Genomic DNA, 22,253 nt, shown 5'->3' with positions numbered 1-22,253 from the left:
GTTATTTACTCCCTGCCGTCTCGATACACTTTTTCAACAATGGCAACCACGGACATGGCTTTGTATTTGTCTTTGTTCAAAGCGAAATACTCTTCCGCCAAAACAAGGTCATTAATCCCTGCGCCAACACTGTCCACCGCAACAAACGTTTTATCCTTCAACGGATTCAGATCATCGCCAAGTGCCGTGATCATCAGTAAGTTACTACCACTTAGCTCTTGGCATTTCTGCGTTGCGACAACATGTCCAATTACCTTTGCCAAAATCATGATTTACCCGCCTTATCTCAATGAATTACTTATTTAGGCGTCCGAGAACGGCCTTAATAATCTGCTCAACATTCTCTTCCGTGATATCGCCATGAGTCGCAACCGCTTCAGCGACATCTGCATGACTCACCGTGTTAGAAAACCGGTTATCCGTAGCGCTTGAATGACCTTGAACTTTTGCTGGTTGCGACTGACGGAAACGATCATCGTCCAGAATACTGACCGACGACTGACATCCATGAGTTACTGGCGATGTTGAATACGCAGGCGTGTTCACCGGTGCTGGTTGTCTCAAATCATCAATAGAACGGACGCCATAACCGACTTTACGAATGTTGAGTAAATTCATTGGACCGACGTTGTCAGAACTTGAACCCCCTCCAATCGCCCCACATCCTAATGTCAGCGCTGGCGTAATATTGGTGGTTGCCCCAATGCCACCTAATGCCGCTGGGGTATTAATCAAAATACGGTTTACGGGTTTTTCGAGGGAAAACTGACGAATAACATCTTCATTTTGCGTGTGGATCACCAGCGTGTGCCCCAAGCCTTCATTTGTCAGCAAATCGACAACGCGGTGGCATGCAGAGCGCCAATCTTCTTCAACGTACATCCCTAAGATTGGGCACAGTTTTTCGCGTGAATACGGATTTTTCGGTGAGACAGTATCTTGTAATGCAATTAATACTCTCGTATTAGCTGGAACACTAAAACCTGCACGTTGACTCAGCGTAATCGCATCTTTCCCCACGACATCAGGGTTAATGGTGCCATTCGCTCTGAGCAGCATTGAAGCCATCCGTTTTGCTTCATCTTCATTCATGAAGTAAGCACCTTGAGCTAATAACTCGCGGTGAACATCGTTGTAAATGCAACGTTCAACAATGATGGATTGCTCAGATGCGCAAATCACACCGTTATCAAAGGTTTTACTGGTAATAATGTCACTGACGGCTTTTTTGATATCAGCACTGCGTTCAATGAAAGCAGGACCGTTACCCGGACCGCCACTGATTGTGGGTGTGCCCGATGCATAAGCAGCACGTACCATGCCTTCACCACCCGTTGCCAGAATTAACGAAACGTCTTTGCTGTGCATTAATTCTTTTGTCGCTTCCAATGTCAGCATGGTGACACCATCTACGATGCCCGCTGGCGCGCCAGCTTCCAGAGCGGCTTTTTTAACAATGTCCAGAGTTCTGAAGCTACACGCTTTCGCGTTAGGATGAGGGGAGAAGACGATGGCATTACCCGCTTTCAAGGCAATCAATGTTTTATAGATAATGGTTGACGTTGGGTTGGTCGAAGGAACCAGTGCCGTGATCACCCCTAACGGAACCCCCACATCCATCACTTTATTGATTTTGTCATCATTAATGATGCCAACTGTTTTCAGATCTTTAATATGTTCATACACACGAACTGATGCAAACGTGTTTTTCAGGACTTTATCTTGCCACTTCCCAAAGCCTGTTTCTTCGTTCGCCATTTTTGCTAACTCTTCTGCATGGCGCGCAGATTCTGTTGCAATGTGTTTAACAATACTGTCAATTTTCTCCTGCGAAAAAGTTGCAAAGGTTTTTTGCGCTTGTTTCGCGTTTCTAACTAGCTCTCTTGCCAGTTGTCTGGATTGCAGATCTTTATCTAATGCAACCATGTCTTCCCCCGTACCGGAGTCAAAAGATTAAACTTACTAATTTGTTGTTTTTTCTAATGCTTCTAATGATTAAGCTTTGTGTTGCTGCGCGATTTTGCCGATATCATTATGTGGTCTTGCGATCACTCGAGACGTAACCACTGTACCGACACGTTTCGCCGCTTCTACACCAGACTCAACCGCTGCGTTAACTGCGCCCACATCGCCTTTGACCATGGCAGTCACAAGCCCTGAACCCACATTTTCATAGCCGATTAATTCAACATTGGCGGCTTTACACATGGCATCAGCAGCTTCAATACATGCCACTAAACCTTTGGTTTCAATTAAGCCAAGAGCTTCTTTCATAAGTAAATTTCCTATTTATTCTGCGACTTTATACTGAGAGACAATTTTCTGGATGTCGCTATGTGGACGGGCAATAACCAAAGAGGTCACTACCGTGCCAATACGAGATGCAGATTCAACGCCAGAATCAACGGCTGCTTTCACCGCACCAACATCCCCTTTCACCATGGCGGTGACTAACCCAGAGCCCACATTTTCATAGCCAATCAACACCACATTTGCGGCTTTGCACATCGCATCAGCGGCTTCAATACAAGCAACTAATCCTTGTGTTTCAATAAGACCTAATGCATCACCCATGATTTCCCCCGAAAACGCTATGCTTTATGCTTAATCACAATTTTGTTGATATCGTTATGTGGACGGGCGATGACTAACGACGTCACCACTTCACCAACACGCTGTGCTGATTCAACACCTGAATCGACTGCCGCTTTTACTGCGCCAACATCACCTTTCACCATGGCAGTCACGAGACCAGAACCCACGTTTTCATAGCCGATAAGCTCGACGTTAGCGGCTTTGCACATCGCATCAGCTGCTTCGATACAAGCCACCAAACCTTTTGTTTCAATAAGTCCTAATGCATCACCCATTGTTGTTTCCTCCAAGGAAGCCGTTACGTTTTTCTTTACTCCCAGCGCCTAAGAGCCATTCCCCAAAATGCTGATGCCTCTTAACTGTGAGTAAACATTTATGCCAATTGAGTCTGCGTGGTGATTAATTGAACGCAGCTTTTGGCTTCAAAATCACTATAATCCCCAAAAAATAAAACAAAATATAAATCCATGATATGAAGATAATTAGAATAAAAAACCACAATTTATAATTGTTAGCTTAAAAATTCACACATCTATGCTGAAAAATGAGAAAATTCACGTTTCCGTCCGGTAAGAAAAAAAGCGATAAATACACTTGGTGGGTTTATTGAGGAGATTGTTAACAAGATATGATTGAGCTGATGCTAGAAGGTAATTTGGTCAATAATAAGTGTGGTTTGCCTCACGCGGGGACCAGAGGTCAATGGTAAATAGGGGCTAAGAACAGAAGATGAACGGGAGAATCACTGTATTCCACAACGTGTGGCTGGATGTTAACACTCCATGTCATGCAGTAACGTTGTTATTCGTGCAGTAAAAACTGTCGCAGCTTGTTAGAGAAAATGGTGTGGTAAACCGATGAGGGGAAATGTGTAGATAAGCACCCTAGCTACGTAGGTTATCAATTAAACTTGCTACCTAACTTAGGCGTGCAGATAAACAGGGGGGAATTAATCGAACTCAAAAGTAGTGCTTTATCATTGAGTTTTTGGGCATTAATAAATAAGCCATCATGGCTATCAGACATTTCTCGCATAAAATAATCGAAAATCACATCGGGGGATTCATCAATCGAGGAGGCACTGGCTTCCCAGTGGCTAATATTATAGTGCCGCTCAGTCGGCGAAATGCGTTTGCTGGTGTATTTAAATTTCACATATCGTTGTAAATAAAGCCATCCTGCACTGGACGTCGTATAGCCCTCAACAACAATTGAGCCTTCGCCATTTGCACCAAAATTAAAGTGAATATTCCCGTTAACGTTTTCATCCTTCATATTTTCAAAGCGCATAATGCCTTTCGTTGAACATGCCATTTCACCGGAATTTTTATTGGATAGCACAACCGATTGGGTATAAATCACCACACCTGTAAAAATCAGCGCACTCAAGACACATAATAATTTTCCGGATATTTTCATTATGGCTTCCAAGAATAATAAAAATAATTATCACAATAACTAAATGGATTAGATTCATTCGCCGCACAGTGGGCAAGAAAGACCCTACCCAACCCATTTTTTTGTAATTTGTCCCCGTAGAAGAAGACAAAACGCTCTTTATCATTACATACGAGGTTTAAATTTTTTCTAACTTTATCAAAGTTTTGAACATAGTTATCTGCAACAACACCGTTGATCATTTTCTCATTCGATAACACATCACAGCTGGCGTGTTCTAATGTTGGCAAAATCATGGGCGCAGAAGGCTGAGATGAAAAATAGCTCATCGTCGCCAACAAAATGGCGCAACACAAAAAAGCGGCACTGGCTAAATACCAACAAATTTCCCGTTTTTGTTTTGATATTGCATGAGGTAATGGATCTGAAGGCGATTCGGTAGGTTTAGTTTCTGAGGAAGGAGCCAGCATCACTTCCGCTTTTTGTATTTGACTTAAGCTATTTAACAAGTGGGTCGTATTGAGCGTTTCTTCATCAAGTACTTCCAACAAAACCTCAGAGTTAAACTCTAATCGCCCACGCGCGACGGTGACAATGATATTTTCAATGCCGTATTGTCGAAACGTTTTTCTAAGCAAGCTAATGTATTGGTTTAAATTACTATTTGAAGACACTAGTCCATTATCATCCCAAATAGCTTTAAGCACTTCATCACGGGAAACGACGCCTTTTTTTTGGATCATATAGAATAACAGGGCATTTGCAGTGATGGATAACTGAGTATCCACCTCATCTTTTTTTAAAGATAAAGTGCCATCAACGGCATCATAAATAATGAAGGCATTGATCTTATATTTCATTATCGCCTCATTCTATTTTTAGACGTACTTTCCCTTGGAAAACTAATGCGTCTCTTCAAATGAAATTTGGGTTAACCGTTGAATGATTGCATCACGCTCTTGACGTGATAATGTAGGACCTTCCGTTAACGCGGATAGCCACAATCCATCGGCGGCATAGCGCACTAAAGCCCCCAAATAGCCATTATCAAACGCATCACCTTGGGCTAAATGCCCTAGCATCCAATCACGCCAGCATTTCCGCAAAACAGGTTCTGTCGGCATCGCCAATGATAAAAGTGCGAGCTGAAAACTTTCATCGGAGTCTTTTAGCTCGCCAACATAGTGCAAATAGGCGCGAGAAAATCGCCCATAAGGATCAGAATCATTCGCCATAATGGCGGCAATACGCACATCCATAATGTCTAATAGCTGGATAAACAAAGCATGAATCAATTCTTGTTTACTGGGGAAATGATGCATTAGCCCCCCTTTGCTCACACCGGCTTCTCTGGCCACCGCATTGAGTGAAAGCGCCGCAATACCTTCTCGACCAGCGATTACCCTAGCTGCGTTTAGCAGCTCTTCTTGTCGTTTGATTGGATCTTTTTTTCTTGGATGCGCGAGTGTGTTCATGGGGATGAATAATACCGACTGGTCGGTATGTTCTATTTTGACTCGTATCAATGAAGAGAATATTGAGAGGAATTAAATATGAATAGTGTAATTAACTTCACAGTATTTCTGTTTAATAGTTAAAAAACATAAAGTTAATTTTAAAATATAAACAAATACTGCAATGAATTATCGACGGTTTATCATTGGCAAAATTAAATTTAACTTAATTTAGCTTTAGTGAATTTTATTATGCTAAATTATTAAAGACATTCCTATTCCAAAGAAAATATGCGAATTCATTGTATTTTCACAACATAAGAAGAGGTTTTGATTATGTCCAATCAGTATAATATCGGTGTGGTTGTCGGTAGTTTACGTGCTGACTCTTACAATCTAAAAGTCGCTAAAGCCATCACTAAATTATTCCCATCTAATTTCACCTTTAAATTTATCAACATTGCCGATTTACCTCTCTATAACCAAGAAGCCGACCAAAATGTTCCTGCGGTAGTGGCTAATTTTAAGAGCCAAATAAAAGCGTCTGACGGTATTATTTTCGCCACACCTGAGTATAACCGTTCAATGCCTGGTGTATTAAAAAATGCGATTGACCAAGGTTCAAGACCTTGGGGTGATAACTCATGGGATGGCATTCCTGCGGGAGTATTAGGCGTTTCTATTGGTAATATTAGTACGGCAATCGCCCAGCAGCATTTACGTAATAGCCTCGCATTTTTAAATATGCCTACCATGAATCAACCTGAGTGTTATTTAAAATGGTATGACGGCATGGTTGATGACCACGATAATATTTCACCAAAAAGTAAGGACTTCTTACAACCTTGGGCAGATAATTTTGCCAAATTTGTTATCCATAATAGTGCGCGTTAATCACTGATTTTATGTATGAAAAAGGCATCACCAAGGTGATGCCTCTGACCATTTCCAAACAGAACCGAAATTAGCGCCCTGCTTTCAGCTTTTGGAAATACTCTTCATACAGAATATTGGTATTCCCCACATCGCTTTGCCATTCCCCTTTTTTCAATACCTCTTCCGATGGGTACAGAGATGGGTCATTGGCGATTTCCGTAGGCAGTAATTTTTTCGCTTCTAAGTTTGGCGTCGGATAACCAATAGACTCCGCTACTTGTGCCGCAATTTCTGGGCGTAATAAGAAGTCGATAAGCTTATGAGCCCCTTCTACGTTTTTAGCATTCGCCGGAATCGCTAGGCTGTCCATCCAGAAAATACCCCCCTCTTTTGGCCACACAACTTCAATCGGTAACCCTGCTTGTCTCGCGACAAATGCGGAGCCGTTCCACAGCATACCCACATCCACTTCCCCTTCAATGTACGGAGTCGCAGGGTTGTCTGAGTTAAACGCCAGAATGTTTGGTCGCAATTTTTGCAGCTCGTTATACGCTTCTTCGATCTGTTTTGGATCAGTGGTATTACCGGAATAGCCTAATTTTGTCAGCGCGACTTGGAACACTTCACGAGCATCATCCATCATCAACAAGCTATTTTTATATTCCGGCTTCCAAAAATCCGCCCAAGAGGTAACAGATTTCGGATCAACCGCATCACCATTAATCCCGATACCCGTTGCCCCCCAAATATAAGGTACTGAGTAATCGTTATTTGGGTCGAACTCTTTGTGGATAAGGTTTGGATCGAGGTTTTTAAAGTTAGGCAGTTGTGACTTATCAATCTTTTGTAACATGCCTTCTTTACTCATTTTGTCGATAAAATAAGTCGATGGCACCACTAAATCGTAAGCCCCTTCTTTGTAGGTTTTCAATTTAGTGTACATGCTTTCATTTGATTCATAGGTGGAGTAAATCACCTTGATGCCAGTTTCTTTAGTAAATTGCTCTAATAAACCGGGGGGAACATATTCTGTCCAGTTATAGAAATACAGTACGTTTTTGTTATCGTCAGCGGCTGTTGCCGTGCCAATGCTTGCAGCCATTAAACCTGCGGCTAGCAGATAGGACCATTTTTTCATCACTGATTTTCCCTCAACAAAGTGCTTTTTATCTATCTTAATAGGCTTCGCTAAAGCCTACCCTCTCGCCTGATGGCATGGAAAGATTGGGTGCTGACAGCACCCACCAAGTACAACTTAACGTTTTGATGGCTTAGCCACCGCATTTTTACCGTGTTTGTCGCGCATCACCCACTGGCTGAGGCACACCAAAATCAACGACATTAATAACAAGACCGTTGCTAATGCATTCACTTCAGGGGAGACCCCCACTTTAACCATCGAGTAAATTTTTAACGGTAAGATTTCATAACTTGGACCCGTCACAAAAGAAGAGACCACCACGTCATCCATCGATAAAGTGAAGCTCAGTAACCACCCAGCAACAATGGCGGGTAATGCTAATGGCAGGATGATTTTACGTAAAATCGTAAATTCCCCAGCGCCAAGATCTCGGGCGGCTTCTAACATTTTCACGTCAAAATCTTTCAATCTGGCGTACACCGTCACCACCACAAAAGGCAGGCAGAAAGTAATATGTGAAAATAGCAGTGACCAAAAACCTAATGAAACCCCAAGGATCATAAACAGCACCAGCAACGAAATTGCCATCACAATATCAGGAGACATCATGACCACAAACAGCATTCCGCCGACAAAAGGCTTGCCTCTAAAACGATAACGAAAGAGTGCCACAGCGGTTAATGTGCCGATAATTGTCGCAAATGTCGCTGAAAGTACCGCCATTGTTAATGAATGCCCAGCCGCCTCAAGCAAGCTGTCATTATTGCTCAGTAACTCATACCACTTAGTCGAAAAGCCTTGCCACTGGATCCCAAAACGCGATTCATTGAATGAGTTCACAATCAGAATAATGATTGGAATATAAAGATACGCGTAGATGGTGGTCATAAAGCCACCACGCAAAATACGTCCGATCATTCTTCATACGCCTTTTTATTCAAAAGCTTAGCAGCTCGGTAGTACACATACAGTAGCAGCCCCATCATCACCGTGAGGAAAATACTGGTTGCCGCCCCAAACGGCCAATCGCGAATATTCAAGAACTGGCTCTTAATGACGTTACCAATCAGCAGGTTTTTCGCCCCGCCCATTAAATCCGCCACGTAGAACAGCCCCATTGCTGGCAGCAACACTAATAAGCAGCCCGCAATAATTCCCGGCATGGTCAGTGGAATAATAATCTTCACAAAAGTTTGGCATTTATTGGCGCCCAAGTCTCGCGCCGCTTCTAAGTAGGATTTATCCAGCTTTTCAATACTGGAATAGAGCGGCATCACCATAAATGGCAATAAGATATAGATTAAGCCCAATACCACCGCTTCTGGGGTATACATTAATTTCAGCGGCTTATCGATAATGCCAACCCACAGTAAAAAGTCATTCAAATACCCCTTGGTACTTAAAAAGACTTTTAACCCATAGATTCGAATCAATGAGTTAGTCCAAAATGGCACAATCAGCAGAAACAGCATTAACGGCTGGATGCGTTTAGGCAACCTTGCCAAAATAAACGCAAAAGGATAGCCAATCACAAGACAGAAAAATGTGGCGATTAACGCCATATTTAATGAATGTAGCATCACTTGGGCATACATCGGATCCGACAAGCGGATATAGTTGTCCCAAGTGAAGACCAAATCCACCAGATTCGTATCACTGCGTGTGAAGAAACTGGTACCAATAATCATTAAATTTGGCAGAAAAACAAAGAGTAGCAGCCAAGCGACAACGCCGGTGATAATCACATTCTGCAAGATTTTATGCTTACGAATGATCATCCAGAACTACCTCCCAGCTTTCAACCCAAGTCACTGCAACTTTTTGGTTAAGCGAGTGGTCGACATCAGGGTCATCTTCGTTGAAAAACTCGCTGACCATAATAATTTTGCCATCTTCCATCTCAACCACTGAGTCTAACGTCATACCCTTATAGTTACGTTCTCGTACGTAACCAATCAGCCCAGGATGATTATCGGCATCGTTAACTTCTTCGACACGTAAATCTTCGGGACGCAGTAAAACGTTTAAATGCTGACCTTCGGTGACCGATAAATCGGTAAAAATATCACATTCATGCCCTTCAACATTGGCACGAATTCTTTGCTCATCAATACGATGCAATACTTTTGCATCAAAAATATTGATTTCACCGATAAATTGAGCAACAAACAGGTTTTTTGGCTCTTCGTAAATTTCACGAGGCGTGCCATCCTGCTCAATTTTGCCTTCACGCATCACAATGATACGGTCAGACATCGCGAGTGCTTCTTCTTGGTCATGGGTCACAAAAATAAACGTGATACCGAGCTTGCGCTGTAAGGCTTTCAGTTCATTTTGCATCTGTTTACGCAGTTTATAATCCAGCGCCGATAAGGACTCATCCAAAAGCAGTACTTTCGGGCGATTCACGACTGCACGGGCAATTGCCACACGTTGCTGTTGACCACCAGAAAGTTGATTCGGCATACGCTCTGCAAAATCAGCCAATTGCACCATATGCAAGGCTTGTTCCACACGTTTTTGAATGTCAGCTTTCGGCGTTTTTTGCATACGCAAGCCAAATGCGACATTTTCAAATACGGTCATATGAGGAAATAATGCATAGCTTTGGAATACAGTATTCACGAAACGCTGTTCCGCAGGAATATCAGTAATATCCTGACCATCAAGAATAATTTGACCGTCATCTACATCTTCTAATCCAGCAATCAGACGCAAAACCGTCGTTTTACCGCAACCAGAAGGTCCCAAAATGGTTAAGAATTCGCCATTTCGGATGGTGAGATCAAGCTCAGAAATAATTTGTTTGCCATCAAAACCTTTATTTAAAGATTTTAATTCGACGAGTGGTGTGAGAGAAGTTGTCTCAGTCATTTATAATACACTCTATCCCTAGGAATAATGCAGATAGAACCGCCACCGTTAAAGACTGTTAAGCCCCCAGGAAGATCCCCAGCAAAGCCCAAAACCAGTAGCGCCATTTTAATAAAACTATAAGGGCTGCATAATAAACACTGTTAATGAAAATTGAAAGCCATTTTCAACACTTTGTTTGCCTTTCATTATGAATTTAAAACAAATAAAAGCGATTTATGATGAAAATAAGTGACATTGCCCTATTTTTCATAGCTTTCCGCTTAACTATCATTTTTCATTATAAGACTTAAAATAATAAAAACATAAAAACACAATGTGTTCAAATGGTTATATTAATTACCGATCTTATTGATGATTAAGATAACTTATCTAAGTAATAATAATCACTCTTTTTTATTTAATCCTTGTGCTTCATTTTATTTATTATTTTCTAAATGCTAATAAACCATGAATGATTAATGAATCAGCTAACCTAGCATGATATTTATGGAAAAATTGAATGCATAAAATCTAAATTAACACCCTAGATATAACATGAATAACAAATAGTTAAATCTAATACCCATAATTAAATTATGTGATTAACTTCATACTTTGAATTTGAATTTGAGTTTCTCGGAAAAGTTTAACCAAAGTCATATTTTCTTTTACATCCCTTTGAATATAATGGGTAATTATTCTAATTGCATTCAGACTATTATCCCTATAAACGATTATCCCGCCTGACAAAACAAGCGGCATTTAGAACAAAAAGCCTATAAATAATTTATTTTTTATATTTTCCGCTAAAATTGATATGTGAGTGAGCAAAATGGCTAATAAAGAGTTTTTTTACCAAGAACCTTATCCGTTATCTGAGGATAAAACCGAATATTACCAAGTCTCTGATAAATATGTTTCTGTAGAGCAATTTGCTGGGAAGCAAATGTTAAAAATTGAGCCGGAGGCTTTAACCTTTCTTGCTGAACATGCAATTTATGAATCCCAGTTCTTTTTAAGACCAGCCCACCAAAAACAAGTAGCGGCTATCTTGCACGATCCTGAAGCGAGCGAGAATGACAAGTATGTCGCCCTGCAATTACTGCGTAACGCCGAGATTTCTGCGAAAGGTATTCTGCCAAACTGTCAGGATACGGGAACTGTTGCCGTAGTCGGGAAAAAAGGTCAACAAGTTTGGACTGGCTGTGATGACGAAGAATACCTCTCTCGAGGTATTTATAACGTTTTCCAACGCGAAAACCTGCGTTTTTCGCAAAATGCCCCGCTGGATATGTTCAACGAAGTCAATACAGGCACGAATTTGCCAGCGCAATTTGACATTTTTGCCACCACGGGTGATGAATACCATTTCTTGTTTGTTAACAAAGGCGGCGGCTCTGCAAATAAATCCGCCCTTTATCAAGAAACTAAGGCAACGCTGACCCCAGCTAAGTTGAAAAACTTCTTAATTGAGAAAATGAGAAACTTAGGGACAACCGCTTGCCCACCTTATCATATCGCATTCGTTATCGGCGGTACTTCTGCAGAAACCACGCTGAAAACAGCCAAACTGGCTTCAGCAAAATACTATGATAACCTGCCAACGACAGGTAATGAGTATGGTCGTGCGTTTCGTGATATTGAGCTAGAAAATGAGTTATTAGAAGCGTCACGCCATCTTGGCTTTGGTGCGCAATTTGGCGGTAAATACTTTGCCCACGATGTGCGTGTCATTCGCTTGCCTCGCCATGGCGCTTCTTGTCCGATCGGTTTAGCCATTTCTTGCTCCGCTGACCGCAATATCAAAGCAAAAATTACTAAAGACGGCTTGTGGCTGGAGAAAATGGAGCATAATCCAGCGCAATATATCCCTGAATCGATGCGTCATCAGACAGAAGGAACCGTGGTTCATATCGACCTCAACCGCCCAATGAAAGATATTTTGGCCGAGTTGAGTAAACACCCTGTGTCGACCCGTGTATCCCTCAGTGGTCCACTGATCATCGCTCGCGATATCGCCCATACCAAGCTCAAAGAGCGCTTAGATAATGGTGAAGAGCTACCACAATATTTTAAAGATCATATGGTCTATTACGCAGGCCCTGCGAAAAAACCTGAGGACATGGTGTCAGGTTCTTTAGGTCCAACCACCGGAAACCGTATGGATCCATACGTTGACCTCTTCCAATCCCATGGCGGCAGCATGTTAATGCTAGCAAAAGGTAACCGAACTCAAGCAGTCACCGATGCGTGTAAAAAACACGGCGGTTTTTATCTTGGTAGCATTGGCGGCTCTGCGGCGATTTTGGCGCAAGAATTTGTGAAAAGCTTAAATTGTCTCGAATACCCAGAGCTAGGTATGGAAGCCGTATGGAAAATGGAAGTGGAAGGATTACCTGCATTTATTCTAGTGGATGATAAAGGCAATAACTTCTTTGATATTGTCCAAAATGACTCTTGCAAGAAATGTGTTAAATAATTAAAAAAGGGTGAGCAATAATCATTTTGCTCACCCTGTTATCTTAACCAATCGTTATTTATCAGCTTTCTACTTATTATCGATTCTCTACTTATCAACGACCACGTTCTTATTCACCACATCCTGCTCGCTATTACCTACCATCAATGCAAATTTGCTAATAGGGTCAGTGCTATAGGCATATAATCGTTTTAATGCGTAGGGGTTATCGCCAAGTTTAACTTTGCCTTGAATAGTTGATACCGCAATATGCAAACCTGCCTCTTTCGCTGCCTCAATTGCCGTTTGGTTATAAGCGCCAAATGGATAGGCTAAATAACGCTGGTCTCGTTCAAACTTAGCAAGAGCTTTCATTGAACGCTTAAAATCCAACATTATCGTATGCTCTTTACGACTAAAGATAATCGGATTATTACGGTTATCTAAGCGATGCAAAAAGTGCGTATGAGACTGAATATGAAACACATCTTGGCTCTCTTTAATTTCCTGCTTACTCATAAATTGCAGAGAATCTGGGTCCCATTTTTGTGGCTGTGTTTTAATACGGGAAGAAATCACGAACAGCGTCGCTTGCTGCTGGTTTTCTCTTAGAATAGGCAACGCATAGCGATACACTGATTTCAGTCCATCATCAAACGTTAATACCACTGCTCGCCCCGGCAAATTTGCACTCTTATTTAAATACCCTTCCACATCGTCTAAAGATAGCGTTTGGTATCCCATCTCTTTGAGGTAATTCATCTGTTCACGGAATGCCTCAACAGAGGTGGTCGTCGATGTATGGCGAAAGTTTTTATTTTCGCTATCTTTGAGAACATGGTGGTAGGTTAAAATAGGAATGCCTTTATCTATGGCAACATCATCTAAACGGACATACCCAAGGCGATCACCTATACGAATCGTTAACCACGATGTTTTATCACCATCTTCATCGGTTTTGATCATCCGCGCGAGTACCGGATAACGTAAGTTTTCCCATAACGAGGCTATCTGCCGAGAATTCTCATCAGTTGCGCTGTATACCGGTGTTTTTTGGCTTGTAATCAAATAGTCATAGACCGGATTCTTTAAGTCATTTAATCGGTCATCCTCAGGAATATTTCGAGGTTTCTTTTTGGATATTTGGGTGTTTTTTACATAGGCAAAATCATTACCAAACTGTAAAGCATTATAGTCGCCATTCGGGCTATAGGCGTAAAAACCCGTATCCGGATTAATTTCCCCTACAACTCGCATTTGACCACCAACAACAGCAAAGATATTTTCTGGGACTTTTGTCTGAATCAATTTAGGCGGTACATCCACAAGCTCCCAATTATCAAGATTGATAGCTTTTGAACCGCTGATGATTAAATTATTATTTTTTATATCTGCAGCATGTGAAACAGAAAAAAGATTAACGCAAAAGGTCAAAAATAGAAAAAGTAATCGATTAGACATGTCCTTTCCACTCAGTGTCACCAATACACCGCGCCAGTTTAAACCGACTTACAATTTAACCCTATACCCCGATAAAAATATTTTTTGCACGACAAAGCCACGAAAATATTTCCGTGGCTTTTGGCATGGTGAACAGATAAAAAATGAATGAGCTAAAATTTCAATTAAATGAAAAACAACTTTAGCAATCAATTAACAATAAAAAGAATCTCTTTTAAATTATCAATTTAAAAATAAATAAAAACTATTTTTGCCCGTAATAGGCATTTTTCCCATGCTTACGTAAATAATGTTTATCTAACAGCTCTTGCTGCATATCACCAATTTGAGGTGTCAATTGACGAGTAAATAAGTTCATGTAGGCAATTTCTTCCAATACCACTGCATTATGAACAGCATTATGGGCATCCTTACCCCAAGCAAAAGGACCATGACTATGCACTAATACTGCTGGAATATCCTTTGCAGATACACCGAGCTGTTTAAATGTTTCAATAATCACATGCCCTGTTTCTTTCTCGTATTCCCCAGCAATTTCGCTTTCGGTCATTTTACGGGTACAAGGGATTTCACCGTAAAAATAATCGGCATGTGTTGTACCTAATGCACTCAGTGGTAGCCCTGCTTGAGCCCAAATAGTCGCATGACGAGAATGAGTGTGAACAATGCCACCAATCTCTGGAAATGCTTGATATAACGCTAGATGGGTATCAGTATCGGATGACGGTTTATATTTACCTTCAACCACTTCGCCAGAGCTTAATGACACAACGACCATGTCATCCGCTTTCATGGTTTCATAATCCACCCCTGAAGGTTTAATCACCATTAAGCCTGCTTCTCTGTCTACCCCGCTAACGTTACCCCAAGTAAACGTCACCAGTTTATGTTTTGGTAATTCAAGATTAGCCTCAAAAACTTGCTGTTTTAATTTCTCCAGCATGATTACCTCCCCAGGTGTGAAAATAAAATTTGAAAATAGCTATGAATATCAACGACAAAAACTTATTTTGTTGTCTCTTTTTTTGCCGATGTACAGAGGATGTTCTGGTATTAAGGTAAACAGATTTAGCCGAATTAAAAAGCTCGCAGCTTTACAAATCATTAACAAAACCATGAATTTCAGTCATAGTCGGTCATACTCAGTCAAACTAAAACAAAAATAGCCCTAGTAAAAATGACCGAGTTTGATGAAGTTGATTAAAGCATCGTCTGGTTTTTGCCTACACATCGCTATATTTGGTGATCTAAATAACCATTTTAATGAAAGCATATAATTAACTTTCATTAAAAAGGTGACTTATATCTCTATAAATAGCTTTGTTTATTTCTCTACACCGTTACATGAGTCGAGTCACGACAAAAAAAAATCAACGCAGGCACAATGCATATCATGGAAAGAATAGGAGTCTTGAGATGTTACAAGCTGAACGCCATCGATTAATTTGTTCTCATGTTTCACAGCATGGTTCAGCACTAGTGCGCGATTTAGCCCTGCTTTGTCACGTTTCTCAAGAAACTATTCGTCGTGATTTAACGGCGCTTGAACGCGAAAAACGTCTGCTCCGCAGCTTCGGCGGTGCCGTTGCTACTGAACAAGATGAAACTCCAGTACTGAGTGTCATGCCTTCTTCGGTCAAACTCAGTCAAATGGTGGATGGCGCAGAATCGTTTCGCAAAAGAACGGAAGAGAATCCAGATGCGAAAATGAAAATAGCAAAAGCCGCACTGAAATTTATCCAACCCGGTGATTGCATCATGATGGATAACAGCAGCACTTGCTGGTTTCTCGCGAGGCAAATACCGGATATCGATATTACGGTGGTTACGAATTCCGTCAAAATTATTCAAGCTCTTGCGTGTCGAGATCGCGTCCGAGTCATTGGAATTGGTGGGGAATACTCAGAACGCCATGATGATTTTCATGGTCCAATATCGGAAAGTATTATCCGTAGTTTTCAAATTAAAACGTTATTTTTATCGTGCCAAGGATTCAATATAGAGACTGGCGTGCGCGATGGTAGTGAAATAAATGCCAAATTAAAAAGTATTATGATTCAGGTTTCTGAGAACTGTGTGTTATTAGCTGATAATAATAAATTAGACCAATATGCATTTAGCCAAGTTTGTACCTTAAATGATATTAACGTGTTAATCACAAATAAACTAAATGACAAAAACTTTAAGCAAACATTTCCAAAATTAAACATTATTGAATGTGATAAGTAATCTTTATATACATCATAGTAGCAGCGTAAGTCAGTGAATTAAGCATCTTGTTTTATTTTAAATAAATGAATTACACCAGGCAGCAAAAAAACCTATTAATTAAATTAACGATTAATAGAAATTAATTATATCTATCTAATTAAACAAAACATTAACCCTATGTTGATGAGCATGGCTACATATGCGCATCATCTCTGAGGAATATAACGATGAATATGAAAAAATTAGTTTTACCTTGCTTAATGGGCGCAGCACTATTTTCCAACGTGGCAATGGCTGAATCTCAGAAAGCGCAGAAGCCATTTACTATGGGTGTCGTGGTGAAAGTTGGTGGTATTCCTTGGTTCAACGTAATGGAACAAGGGATCACCGAAGAAGGTCAAAAACTGGGTGTTAATGCATTTCAAGTTGGTCCAACAACCGCCGACCCTGCTGAACAAGTTCGCGCAATTGAAGATCTGATCGCGAAGAAAGTCGATGTCATCGGTGTTGTTCCTAATGATGCAAAAGTGCTTGAGCCTGTTTTAAAACGTGCCCAAGAAGCAGGCATCAAAGTGATCACTCACGAATCACCAAATCAAAAAAATGCAGATTGGGATTTCGAATTATTAGATACCCAAAGCATGGGTGCTAACCATATGAAAGATATGGCTGCATGCATGGGTGAAGAAGGTAAATACGCCATGTTCGTTGGTAGCTTAACAGTGCCATTAGTGAACGAATGGGCTGATGCTGCTATCGCTTACCAAAAAGCACACTATCCAAAAATGCAAATGGTCGATGATCGTTTCGGGGTTGCAGAATCCGTTGATGACTCCATGCGTACTGCAAACGACCTGCTCTCCAAGCATAAAGACCTGAAAGGCATCATGTCATTTGGTTCACAAGGTCCTATCGGTGCAGGACGTGCTATCGACAAACGCCGTAAAAATGCAGAAACCTGTGTATTTGGTACGTTCACTCCAGGTCAAGGCATTAAATTATTAGAAAAAGGTGCGATTGATGGAGGCTATATCTCTAACCCGAAAGTAGCCGGTCAAGTCTTCGTTCAAGTGGCTACCGCAATGATGAATGGTCAAGAGATCAAAGATGGCGTAAGCATTGGTGATATGGGTGAGATCAAAGTCAGTGGCAACACGATACTCAGTGATAAGCCCGTTAACCTGAATATTGAAAATACCAAAAAGCTGGTTGAAGTCGGTCTGTAAGTTCGCTCTACATAATAAAAATACGATAACAGTATTCTTTTGTTCCACATAGTTTAAGTGACAACAACGTCGTGACTTTTCCCCCTTTAGGTCAGTTATGGCGTTTGTTGTCGCTCTGAATATGACGACACAGTCAACACCAGGACTCCACTATGACAGCCGAAAAAAACTCCCCTCTCATCACATTACGGGATCTTTCCAAAAGCTTTGGTGGTCATCGTGCATTACGCAATATCGACTTAACGCTGAACAAAGGTGAAGTTCACTGTTTAGCGGGCACCAATGGCTGCGGAAAAAGCACATTAATCAAAACCATCAGCGGCGTTTACGCTCCCGATGAAGGTAGCGAAATTGAAATCGATGGCAAGCGCTACACCCGTTTAACGCCGGACAAAGCCAGAGAGCTTGGTGTACAAGTTATCTACCAAGATTTATCTCTATTCCCTAATTTAACGGTGGCTGAAAACATCGCTTTTGAGCTAAACCTAAACGGTTATTTTGGTTGGTTCCAAAAGGGAAAAATTAGGGAAAAAGCGCTACAAATCCTCAAAGAACTTGAATTTACGATCGACCCAGACACACCAGTACAGTTCCTCCCTATCGCACAGCGCCAACAAGTCGCTATTTGCCGTGCGCTCGTGGCAGAAGCTCGCTTAGTGATTATGGATGAGCCAACTGCCTCATTGACACGCACAGAGGTAAATCAACTTCTCTCCACGGTGAATTATTTAAAAGATAAAGGCATAACCGTCGTTTTTGTGAGTCACCGATTAGAAGAAGTGAAAGAAATCTCAGATCGAATCACAGTGATCCGCGATGGACAAAAAATGGGGACGTGGCCAGCAGAAGATCTCACCACACGAAAAATCACTGAGTTGATGACAGGACTCGACATTGTACATGAACGTAAGTTACCGAATAACGCGGAAGAAACTCATACGGTTCTAGAGCTGAAGAACCTCAGCCGTAAAGGGCAATATCAGAATATTTCCCTCTCGCTGAAACGAGGTGAAGTGCTTGGACTATGTGGGTTATTAGGCTCTGGTCGAACTGAACTCGCGCTATCTCTCTTTGGGATCACGCGCCCCGATAGCGGCGAAATGAGAGTAGAAGGCAAACCGATTATCTTCAAAAGCAATGCCCAAGCTATCAAGCATGGTATTGGCTATGTCTCTGAAGACCGGCTAACCCTTGGTGCCATTTTGCAGCAGTCAATCGCCGATAACATGGTAATTTCCATTTTAGATCGCTTGAAAACCCCTCTGCATCTAATTGACGAGCAAAAATGCCAACAAATCGTTCAAGAGTGGATTGCGGATTTAGATATTAAGGTCACGGATCCCAACAATGCCCTTTCCACCTTATCGGGGGGAAATCAGCAAAAAGTGGTGCTCGCTAAATGGATCCTAACTCGCCCCAAAGTGTTGATCCTCGATGCCCCAACCGTGGGAGTCGATATTGGTGCAAAAGACAGTATTTATAAGTTGATCCATCGCCTTTCTGGGGTTGGGATCGCCATTTTGTTGATCACGGATGAAGCTTCCGAAGCCTTTTACAACTGCGATCGCATTTTACATATGAAGCAAGGATCTATCGTCAAAGAAATTGTGACGGATTCCATGACTGAGCAACAATTGGAGGAAATCATCAATGACTAATTGGCAAAAACTTCGTCCACAGTCTGTTGAAGGCTGGTTAATCTGGGTGATCCTCGTGATGGTGGTATTTTTCACCTTAATGAGCCCACAATTTCTTACCATTCAAAACTTGCTCGACTTAAGTGAAAGCTATGCGGTCACGGGCATCTTTGCGCTAGGTCTATTCGTGGTACTGGTCACCGGAGGAATTGATATTTCCTTCGCCGCCGTTGCCTCGGTTGTCCAATATGTGATTGCCACTTTTTTACTACAAGGTTTACTCGAAAGCCCAACGCTTAGCATTGCTCTCGCCATCGTGATCGGGATTACCTTTGGTTTGATCAATGCAATTTTGATCTACTCCCTCAATGTAGTGTCGATCATTATCACCATCAGTATGCAATCTTTACTGTTCGGTATGCTGATGTGGCTAACCAACGGGCACAGTATCTACGACTTACCGGATTGGTGGGTGGATCCTGTGACCATCCTGCCTTTTGAGGTGGATGGTGAATATTACCAAATAGGCTTACCGCTCGTGGTGATGCTAGGCATCGCGTTTTTAACGTGGATTCTCATGAACAAAACCCACATTGGGCGCCAACTATACGCGGTCGGTGGTAGCCAAGAATCGGCTTCACGTATTGGTATCCGTGTTTGGGTTATCTATCTGTTTGCTTACGGCTATCTTGGTGCTATGGCGGCGATTGGCGGCATGTTGCAAACCTACCGCATGAGTGAAGTTGTTCCAAGTGCACTGGTTGGTGGGGAATTGGATGTACTTGCAGCGGCGGTATTAGGGGGCGCAAGTTTATCCGGTGGTCGAGGGAGTGTGATAGGCACCCTCATGGGCGTTTTCCTCATCGGTATATTGAAAAACGGTCTGAACTTGATCGGGGTTTCTAACTACTTCGTCAATATCGTTATCGGGATGGTTATTCTTATCGCCATTTGTATTACTCACTACAAAAAGCGTAAAGAGACGGACGTAGGCTTTGTTTAACAGGAATATCACCATGAAAAAACAAGATTTTTTTAAAATTGATGGCTCTGTTATCGGACTGCTTTCAATCTTTCTTATCGCGATTGCGGCATTTAGTATCGCCATGCCAGGGCACTTTTTTACACAAAATACCTTTTTAAGTATTACGTTTCAGTTGCCAGAGTTAGGTCTTCTGACCTTCGCCATGTTTGTTCCAATGCTAAGCGGTGGACTAAACCTCGCCATTATTAGCACCGCCAACTTAACGGGCTTATTTATGGCTTGGGTGTTTATCAACTACCTGCCTGTTGATGCGGGTACGGGCACACAGCTAATGTGGTTGGTTTTTGCGTTAATCGGTGCAACCGTCATTGCGGTGATCATTGGTTGCCTCACTGGATTGATGATATCCCACATTGGGGCGCACCCTATTTTGGTGACTCTCGGCTCGATGACGATTATCAGTGGTATTGGGGTTTATCTCACAAAAGGCGCAGCGCTTAGCGGCATGCCCCCAATCGTTCGCGCAATTGGCTCTGATACTGTCTTCGGGATGCCTATTGCCATGATTATTTTCATTGTGACGGCGATTATTTTAGCGCTTTTCTTAGGACGTACACGCCTTGGGAAAAATATCTACATGAGCGGCAGCAACATCAATGCGACTTGGTTCAGTGGTGTGCGTACCGACCGCGTAATGATTGCCATCTATACCATTTCCAGTTTGCTGTGCGTGTTAGCAGGGCTGATCATGATGGCGCGTTTTAACTCCGCGCGTATGGGCTACGGGGACTCTTATTTACTGCTGACTATTTTAGCCATTGTTTTGGGCGGTACAAACCCGTTTGGCGGTGTCGGAAAAGTCAGCCGTGTATTCTGTGCACTGCTTGTTTTGCAAGTGATAGCAACGGGTTTAAGCCTGTTAGGCGTCAGCTTACACTTCAACCTTGCCGTTTGGGGCATCACCTTAATCCTCGCACTCGCCTTCAAATTCTTTAAAGAAAAATGGAGCGCTAAGCGTGCAATGACACGTAATCAGCGTCTCAACAAAGCATCCGTACAAAATTAACTGACAGGGAATACAGATGAATACTTCACGAAAAAATCCGATTGGTATCTACGAAAAAGCCCTTCCAAAGCACAGCAGCTGGAGCGAAAAATTAGCTATTGCGAAAGCCGCTGGATTTGATTTTGTTGAGATGTCTGTTGATGAAACGGATGAGCGTTTAGCGCGTTTAGATTGGAGCTTAGAACAACGCCTTGAAATTGTCGCCGCTATCCAGAAAACACAAGTACGTATTCCAACAATGTGTCTATCTGGCCACCGCCGTTTTCCATTTGGTAGCCATGATGAAAATACGCGTCAAAAAGCTCGTGAATTAATGACAAAAGCCATCAAATTGGCACAAGACCTTGGTATTCGTACTATTCAATTGGCTGGCTATGACGTGTATTACGAAGAACAAGATGAAGGCACCATTGCCCGCTTTGAAGAAGGCATGAAATGGGTCTCTGAAATTGCCGCGGCTTCTCAGGTGATGTGCGCCGTCGAAATCATGGATACACCATTTATGAATTCGATTACTAAATGGCAAGCCCTTGCCGATAAAATTCGCTCACCATGGTTCCAAGTGTATCCCGATGTTGGTAACTTAACCGCTTGGGGTAGTGATGTGGCTGCCGAGTTAACCAAAGGCATCGAAAATATTGTTGCTCTGCATCTGAAAGATACCTACGCCGTAACAGACAGTTGCAAAGGTCAATTCCGTGATGTGCCATTCGGCGAAGGGTGCGTGGATTTTGTGGCACTGTTCAAACAGCTTAAGCAGCTCAATTATCGTGGCACCTTCTTAATTGAAATGTGGACGGAAAAAGCCGATGAACCGCTGATTGAGATCATCAAGGCGCGCCATTGGATTGAAGATAAAATGCAACAAGCGGGCTGGGGAAATTAAGGA

At 42.0% G+C, this 22,253-nt stretch carries 22 protein-coding genes; 8 read left to right on the top strand and 14 right to left on the bottom strand.

All coding sequences use genetic code 11. The features are described 5' to 3' along the window. Nucleotides 1-5 precede the first annotated feature (5 nt). The 8 genes from PROVALCAL_RS07140 to PROVALCAL_RS07105 all read right to left on the bottom strand — a co-directional run bounded on the left by PROVALCAL_RS07140 (nt 6) and on the right by PROVALCAL_RS07105 (nt 5,468). Nucleotides 6-269 carry a EutN/CcmL family microcompartment protein gene (locus PROVALCAL_RS07140; protein WP_006658503.1) on the bottom strand — a complete coding sequence of 88 codons (264 nt, stop codon included), beginning with the start codon at nt 267-269 and terminating at the stop codon, nt 6-8. Nucleotides 270-294: 25 nt separating this feature from the next. Beyond that, nucleotides 295-1,926: an acetaldehyde dehydrogenase (acetylating) gene (locus tag PROVALCAL_RS07135; RefSeq protein WP_006658502.1), complete on the bottom strand. Its 1,632-nt coding sequence runs from the start codon at nt 1,924-1,926 to the stop codon at nt 295-297. A gap of 69 nt (nt 1,927-1,995) precedes the next feature. Continuing rightward, the gene (locus PROVALCAL_RS07130) at nt 1,996-2,274 is read right to left on the bottom strand and encodes a BMC domain-containing protein (protein ID WP_006658501.1); all 279 of its coding nucleotides are present in this window, start codon (nt 2,272-2,274) and stop codon (nt 1,996-1,998) included. A 15-nt stretch (nt 2,275-2,289) separates the two neighbouring features. After that, a complete protein-coding gene (locus PROVALCAL_RS07125; RefSeq protein ID WP_006658500.1) occupies nt 2,290-2,574 on the bottom strand; it encodes a BMC domain-containing protein in 285 nt (94 codons plus the stop codon). A gap of 17 nt (nt 2,575-2,591) precedes the next feature. Then, on the bottom strand, nt 2,592-2,870 hold the full coding sequence (locus PROVALCAL_RS07120; RefSeq protein ID WP_004249182.1) for a BMC domain-containing protein: 279 nt from the start codon (nt 2,868-2,870) through the stop codon (nt 2,592-2,594). Nucleotides 2,871-3,495: 625 nt separating this feature from the next. Further along, on the bottom strand, nt 3,496-4,014 hold the full coding sequence (locus PROVALCAL_RS07115; RefSeq protein ID WP_006658498.1) for a FidL-like protein: 519 nt from the start codon (nt 4,012-4,014) through the stop codon (nt 3,496-3,498). Next, complete coding sequence (locus tag PROVALCAL_RS07110; RefSeq protein ID WP_006658497.1) at nt 4,014-4,853, bottom strand: transcriptional regulator; 840 nt, start codon at nt 4,851-4,853, stop codon at nt 4,014-4,016. The genes PROVALCAL_RS07115 and PROVALCAL_RS07110 overlap by 1 nt, the downstream gene beginning before the upstream one ends. Before the next feature lie 42 nt (nt 4,854-4,895). Continuing rightward, the gene (locus tag PROVALCAL_RS07105; protein ID WP_006658496.1) at nt 4,896-5,468 is read right to left on the bottom strand and encodes a TetR/AcrR family transcriptional regulator; all 573 of its coding nucleotides are present in this window, start codon (nt 5,466-5,468) and stop codon (nt 4,896-4,898) included. A 315-nt stretch (nt 5,469-5,783) separates the two neighbouring features. On the opposite strand from PROVALCAL_RS07105, the gene PROVALCAL_RS07100 reads away from it, so the two are divergent. After that, complete coding sequence (locus PROVALCAL_RS07100; RefSeq protein ID WP_006658495.1) at nt 5,784-6,341, top strand: NADPH-dependent FMN reductase; 558 nt, start codon at nt 5,784-5,786, stop codon at nt 6,339-6,341. Between the two features lie 70 nt (nt 6,342-6,411). Here the strand turns inward: PROVALCAL_RS07100 and potD are convergent, their stop codons facing one another. The 4 genes from potD to potA all read right to left on the bottom strand — a co-directional run bounded on the left by potD (nt 6,412) and on the right by potA (nt 10,338). After that, entirely contained in the window at nt 6,412-7,461 is a 1,050-nt protein-coding gene (gene potD, locus PROVALCAL_RS07095) for a spermidine/putrescine ABC transporter substrate-binding protein PotD (RefSeq protein WP_006658494.1), read from the bottom strand. 117 nt (nt 7,462-7,578) lie between these two features. Continuing rightward, nucleotides 7,579-8,382, bottom strand: a complete 804-nt coding sequence (potC, locus tag PROVALCAL_RS07090) for a spermidine/putrescine ABC transporter permease PotC (RefSeq protein WP_006658493.1) — start codon at nt 8,380-8,382, stop codon at nt 7,579-7,581. Then, nucleotides 8,379-9,242: a spermidine/putrescine ABC transporter permease PotB gene (potB, locus tag PROVALCAL_RS07085; protein ID WP_006658492.1), complete on the bottom strand. Its 864-nt coding sequence runs from the start codon at nt 9,240-9,242 to the stop codon at nt 8,379-8,381. The genes potC and potB overlap by 4 nt, the downstream gene beginning before the upstream one ends. Further along, complete coding sequence (gene potA / locus PROVALCAL_RS07080; protein ID WP_006658491.1) at nt 9,229-10,338, bottom strand: spermidine/putrescine ABC transporter ATP-binding protein PotA; 1,110 nt, start codon at nt 10,336-10,338, stop codon at nt 9,229-9,231. Before potA ends, potB begins: the two co-directional genes overlap by 14 nt. 814 nt (nt 10,339-11,152) lie before the next feature. Between potA and PROVALCAL_RS07075 the strand changes: the two genes are divergently transcribed. Further along, a complete protein-coding gene (locus PROVALCAL_RS07075; RefSeq protein ID WP_006658489.1) occupies nt 11,153-12,799 on the top strand; it encodes a fumarate hydratase in 1,647 nt (548 codons plus the stop codon). 87 nt (nt 12,800-12,886) lie between these two features. Here the strand turns inward: PROVALCAL_RS07075 and PROVALCAL_RS07070 are convergent, their stop codons facing one another. Beyond that, the gene (locus PROVALCAL_RS07070; RefSeq protein WP_039861729.1) at nt 12,887-14,239 is read right to left on the bottom strand and encodes a polysaccharide deacetylase family protein; all 1,353 of its coding nucleotides are present in this window, start codon (nt 14,237-14,239) and stop codon (nt 12,887-12,889) included. Between the two features lie 244 nt (nt 14,240-14,483). After that, nucleotides 14,484-15,182, bottom strand: a complete 699-nt coding sequence (gene araD, locus PROVALCAL_RS07065) for an L-ribulose-5-phosphate 4-epimerase (RefSeq protein WP_006658485.1) — start codon at nt 15,180-15,182, stop codon at nt 14,484-14,486. 473 nt (nt 15,183-15,655) lie between these two features. Between araD and PROVALCAL_RS07060 the strand changes: the two genes are divergently transcribed. The 6 genes from PROVALCAL_RS07060 to PROVALCAL_RS07035 all read left to right on the top strand — a co-directional run bounded on the left by PROVALCAL_RS07060 (nt 15,656) and on the right by PROVALCAL_RS07035 (nt 22,250). Beyond that, complete coding sequence (locus tag PROVALCAL_RS07060; protein WP_006662495.1) at nt 15,656-16,468, top strand: DeoR/GlpR family DNA-binding transcription regulator; 813 nt, start codon at nt 15,656-15,658, stop codon at nt 16,466-16,468. Nucleotides 16,469-16,683: 215 nt separating this feature from the next. Beyond that, nucleotides 16,684-17,676, top strand: a complete 993-nt coding sequence (locus PROVALCAL_RS07055; RefSeq protein WP_036963394.1) for a substrate-binding domain-containing protein — start codon at nt 16,684-16,686, stop codon at nt 17,674-17,676. 152 nt (nt 17,677-17,828) lie between these two features. Further along, on the top strand, nt 17,829-19,334 hold the full coding sequence (locus PROVALCAL_RS07050) for a sugar ABC transporter ATP-binding protein (RefSeq protein WP_006658482.1): 1,506 nt from the start codon (nt 17,829-17,831) through the stop codon (nt 19,332-19,334). Next, nucleotides 19,327-20,316: an ABC transporter permease gene (locus PROVALCAL_RS07045; protein ID WP_006658481.1), complete on the top strand. Its 990-nt coding sequence runs from the start codon at nt 19,327-19,329 to the stop codon at nt 20,314-20,316. Before PROVALCAL_RS07050 ends, PROVALCAL_RS07045 begins: the two co-directional genes overlap by 8 nt. 13 nt (nt 20,317-20,329) lie before the next feature. Next, complete coding sequence (locus tag PROVALCAL_RS07040; RefSeq protein ID WP_006658480.1) at nt 20,330-21,364, top strand: ABC transporter permease; 1,035 nt, start codon at nt 20,330-20,332, stop codon at nt 21,362-21,364. A 16-nt stretch (nt 21,365-21,380) separates the two neighbouring features. After that, nucleotides 21,381-22,250: an L-ribulose-5-phosphate 3-epimerase gene (locus PROVALCAL_RS07035; RefSeq protein WP_006658479.1), complete on the top strand. Its 870-nt coding sequence runs from the start codon at nt 21,381-21,383 to the stop codon at nt 22,248-22,250. Nucleotides 22,251-22,253: the final 3 nt, after the last annotated feature.

It is taken from the genome of Providencia alcalifaciens DSM 30120 (genome assembly GCF_000173415.1).
Taxonomy (GTDB): domain Bacteria; phylum Pseudomonadota; class Gammaproteobacteria; order Enterobacterales; family Enterobacteriaceae; genus Providencia; species Providencia alcalifaciens.
This window is presented reverse-complemented; position numbering and strand designations above follow the sequence as displayed.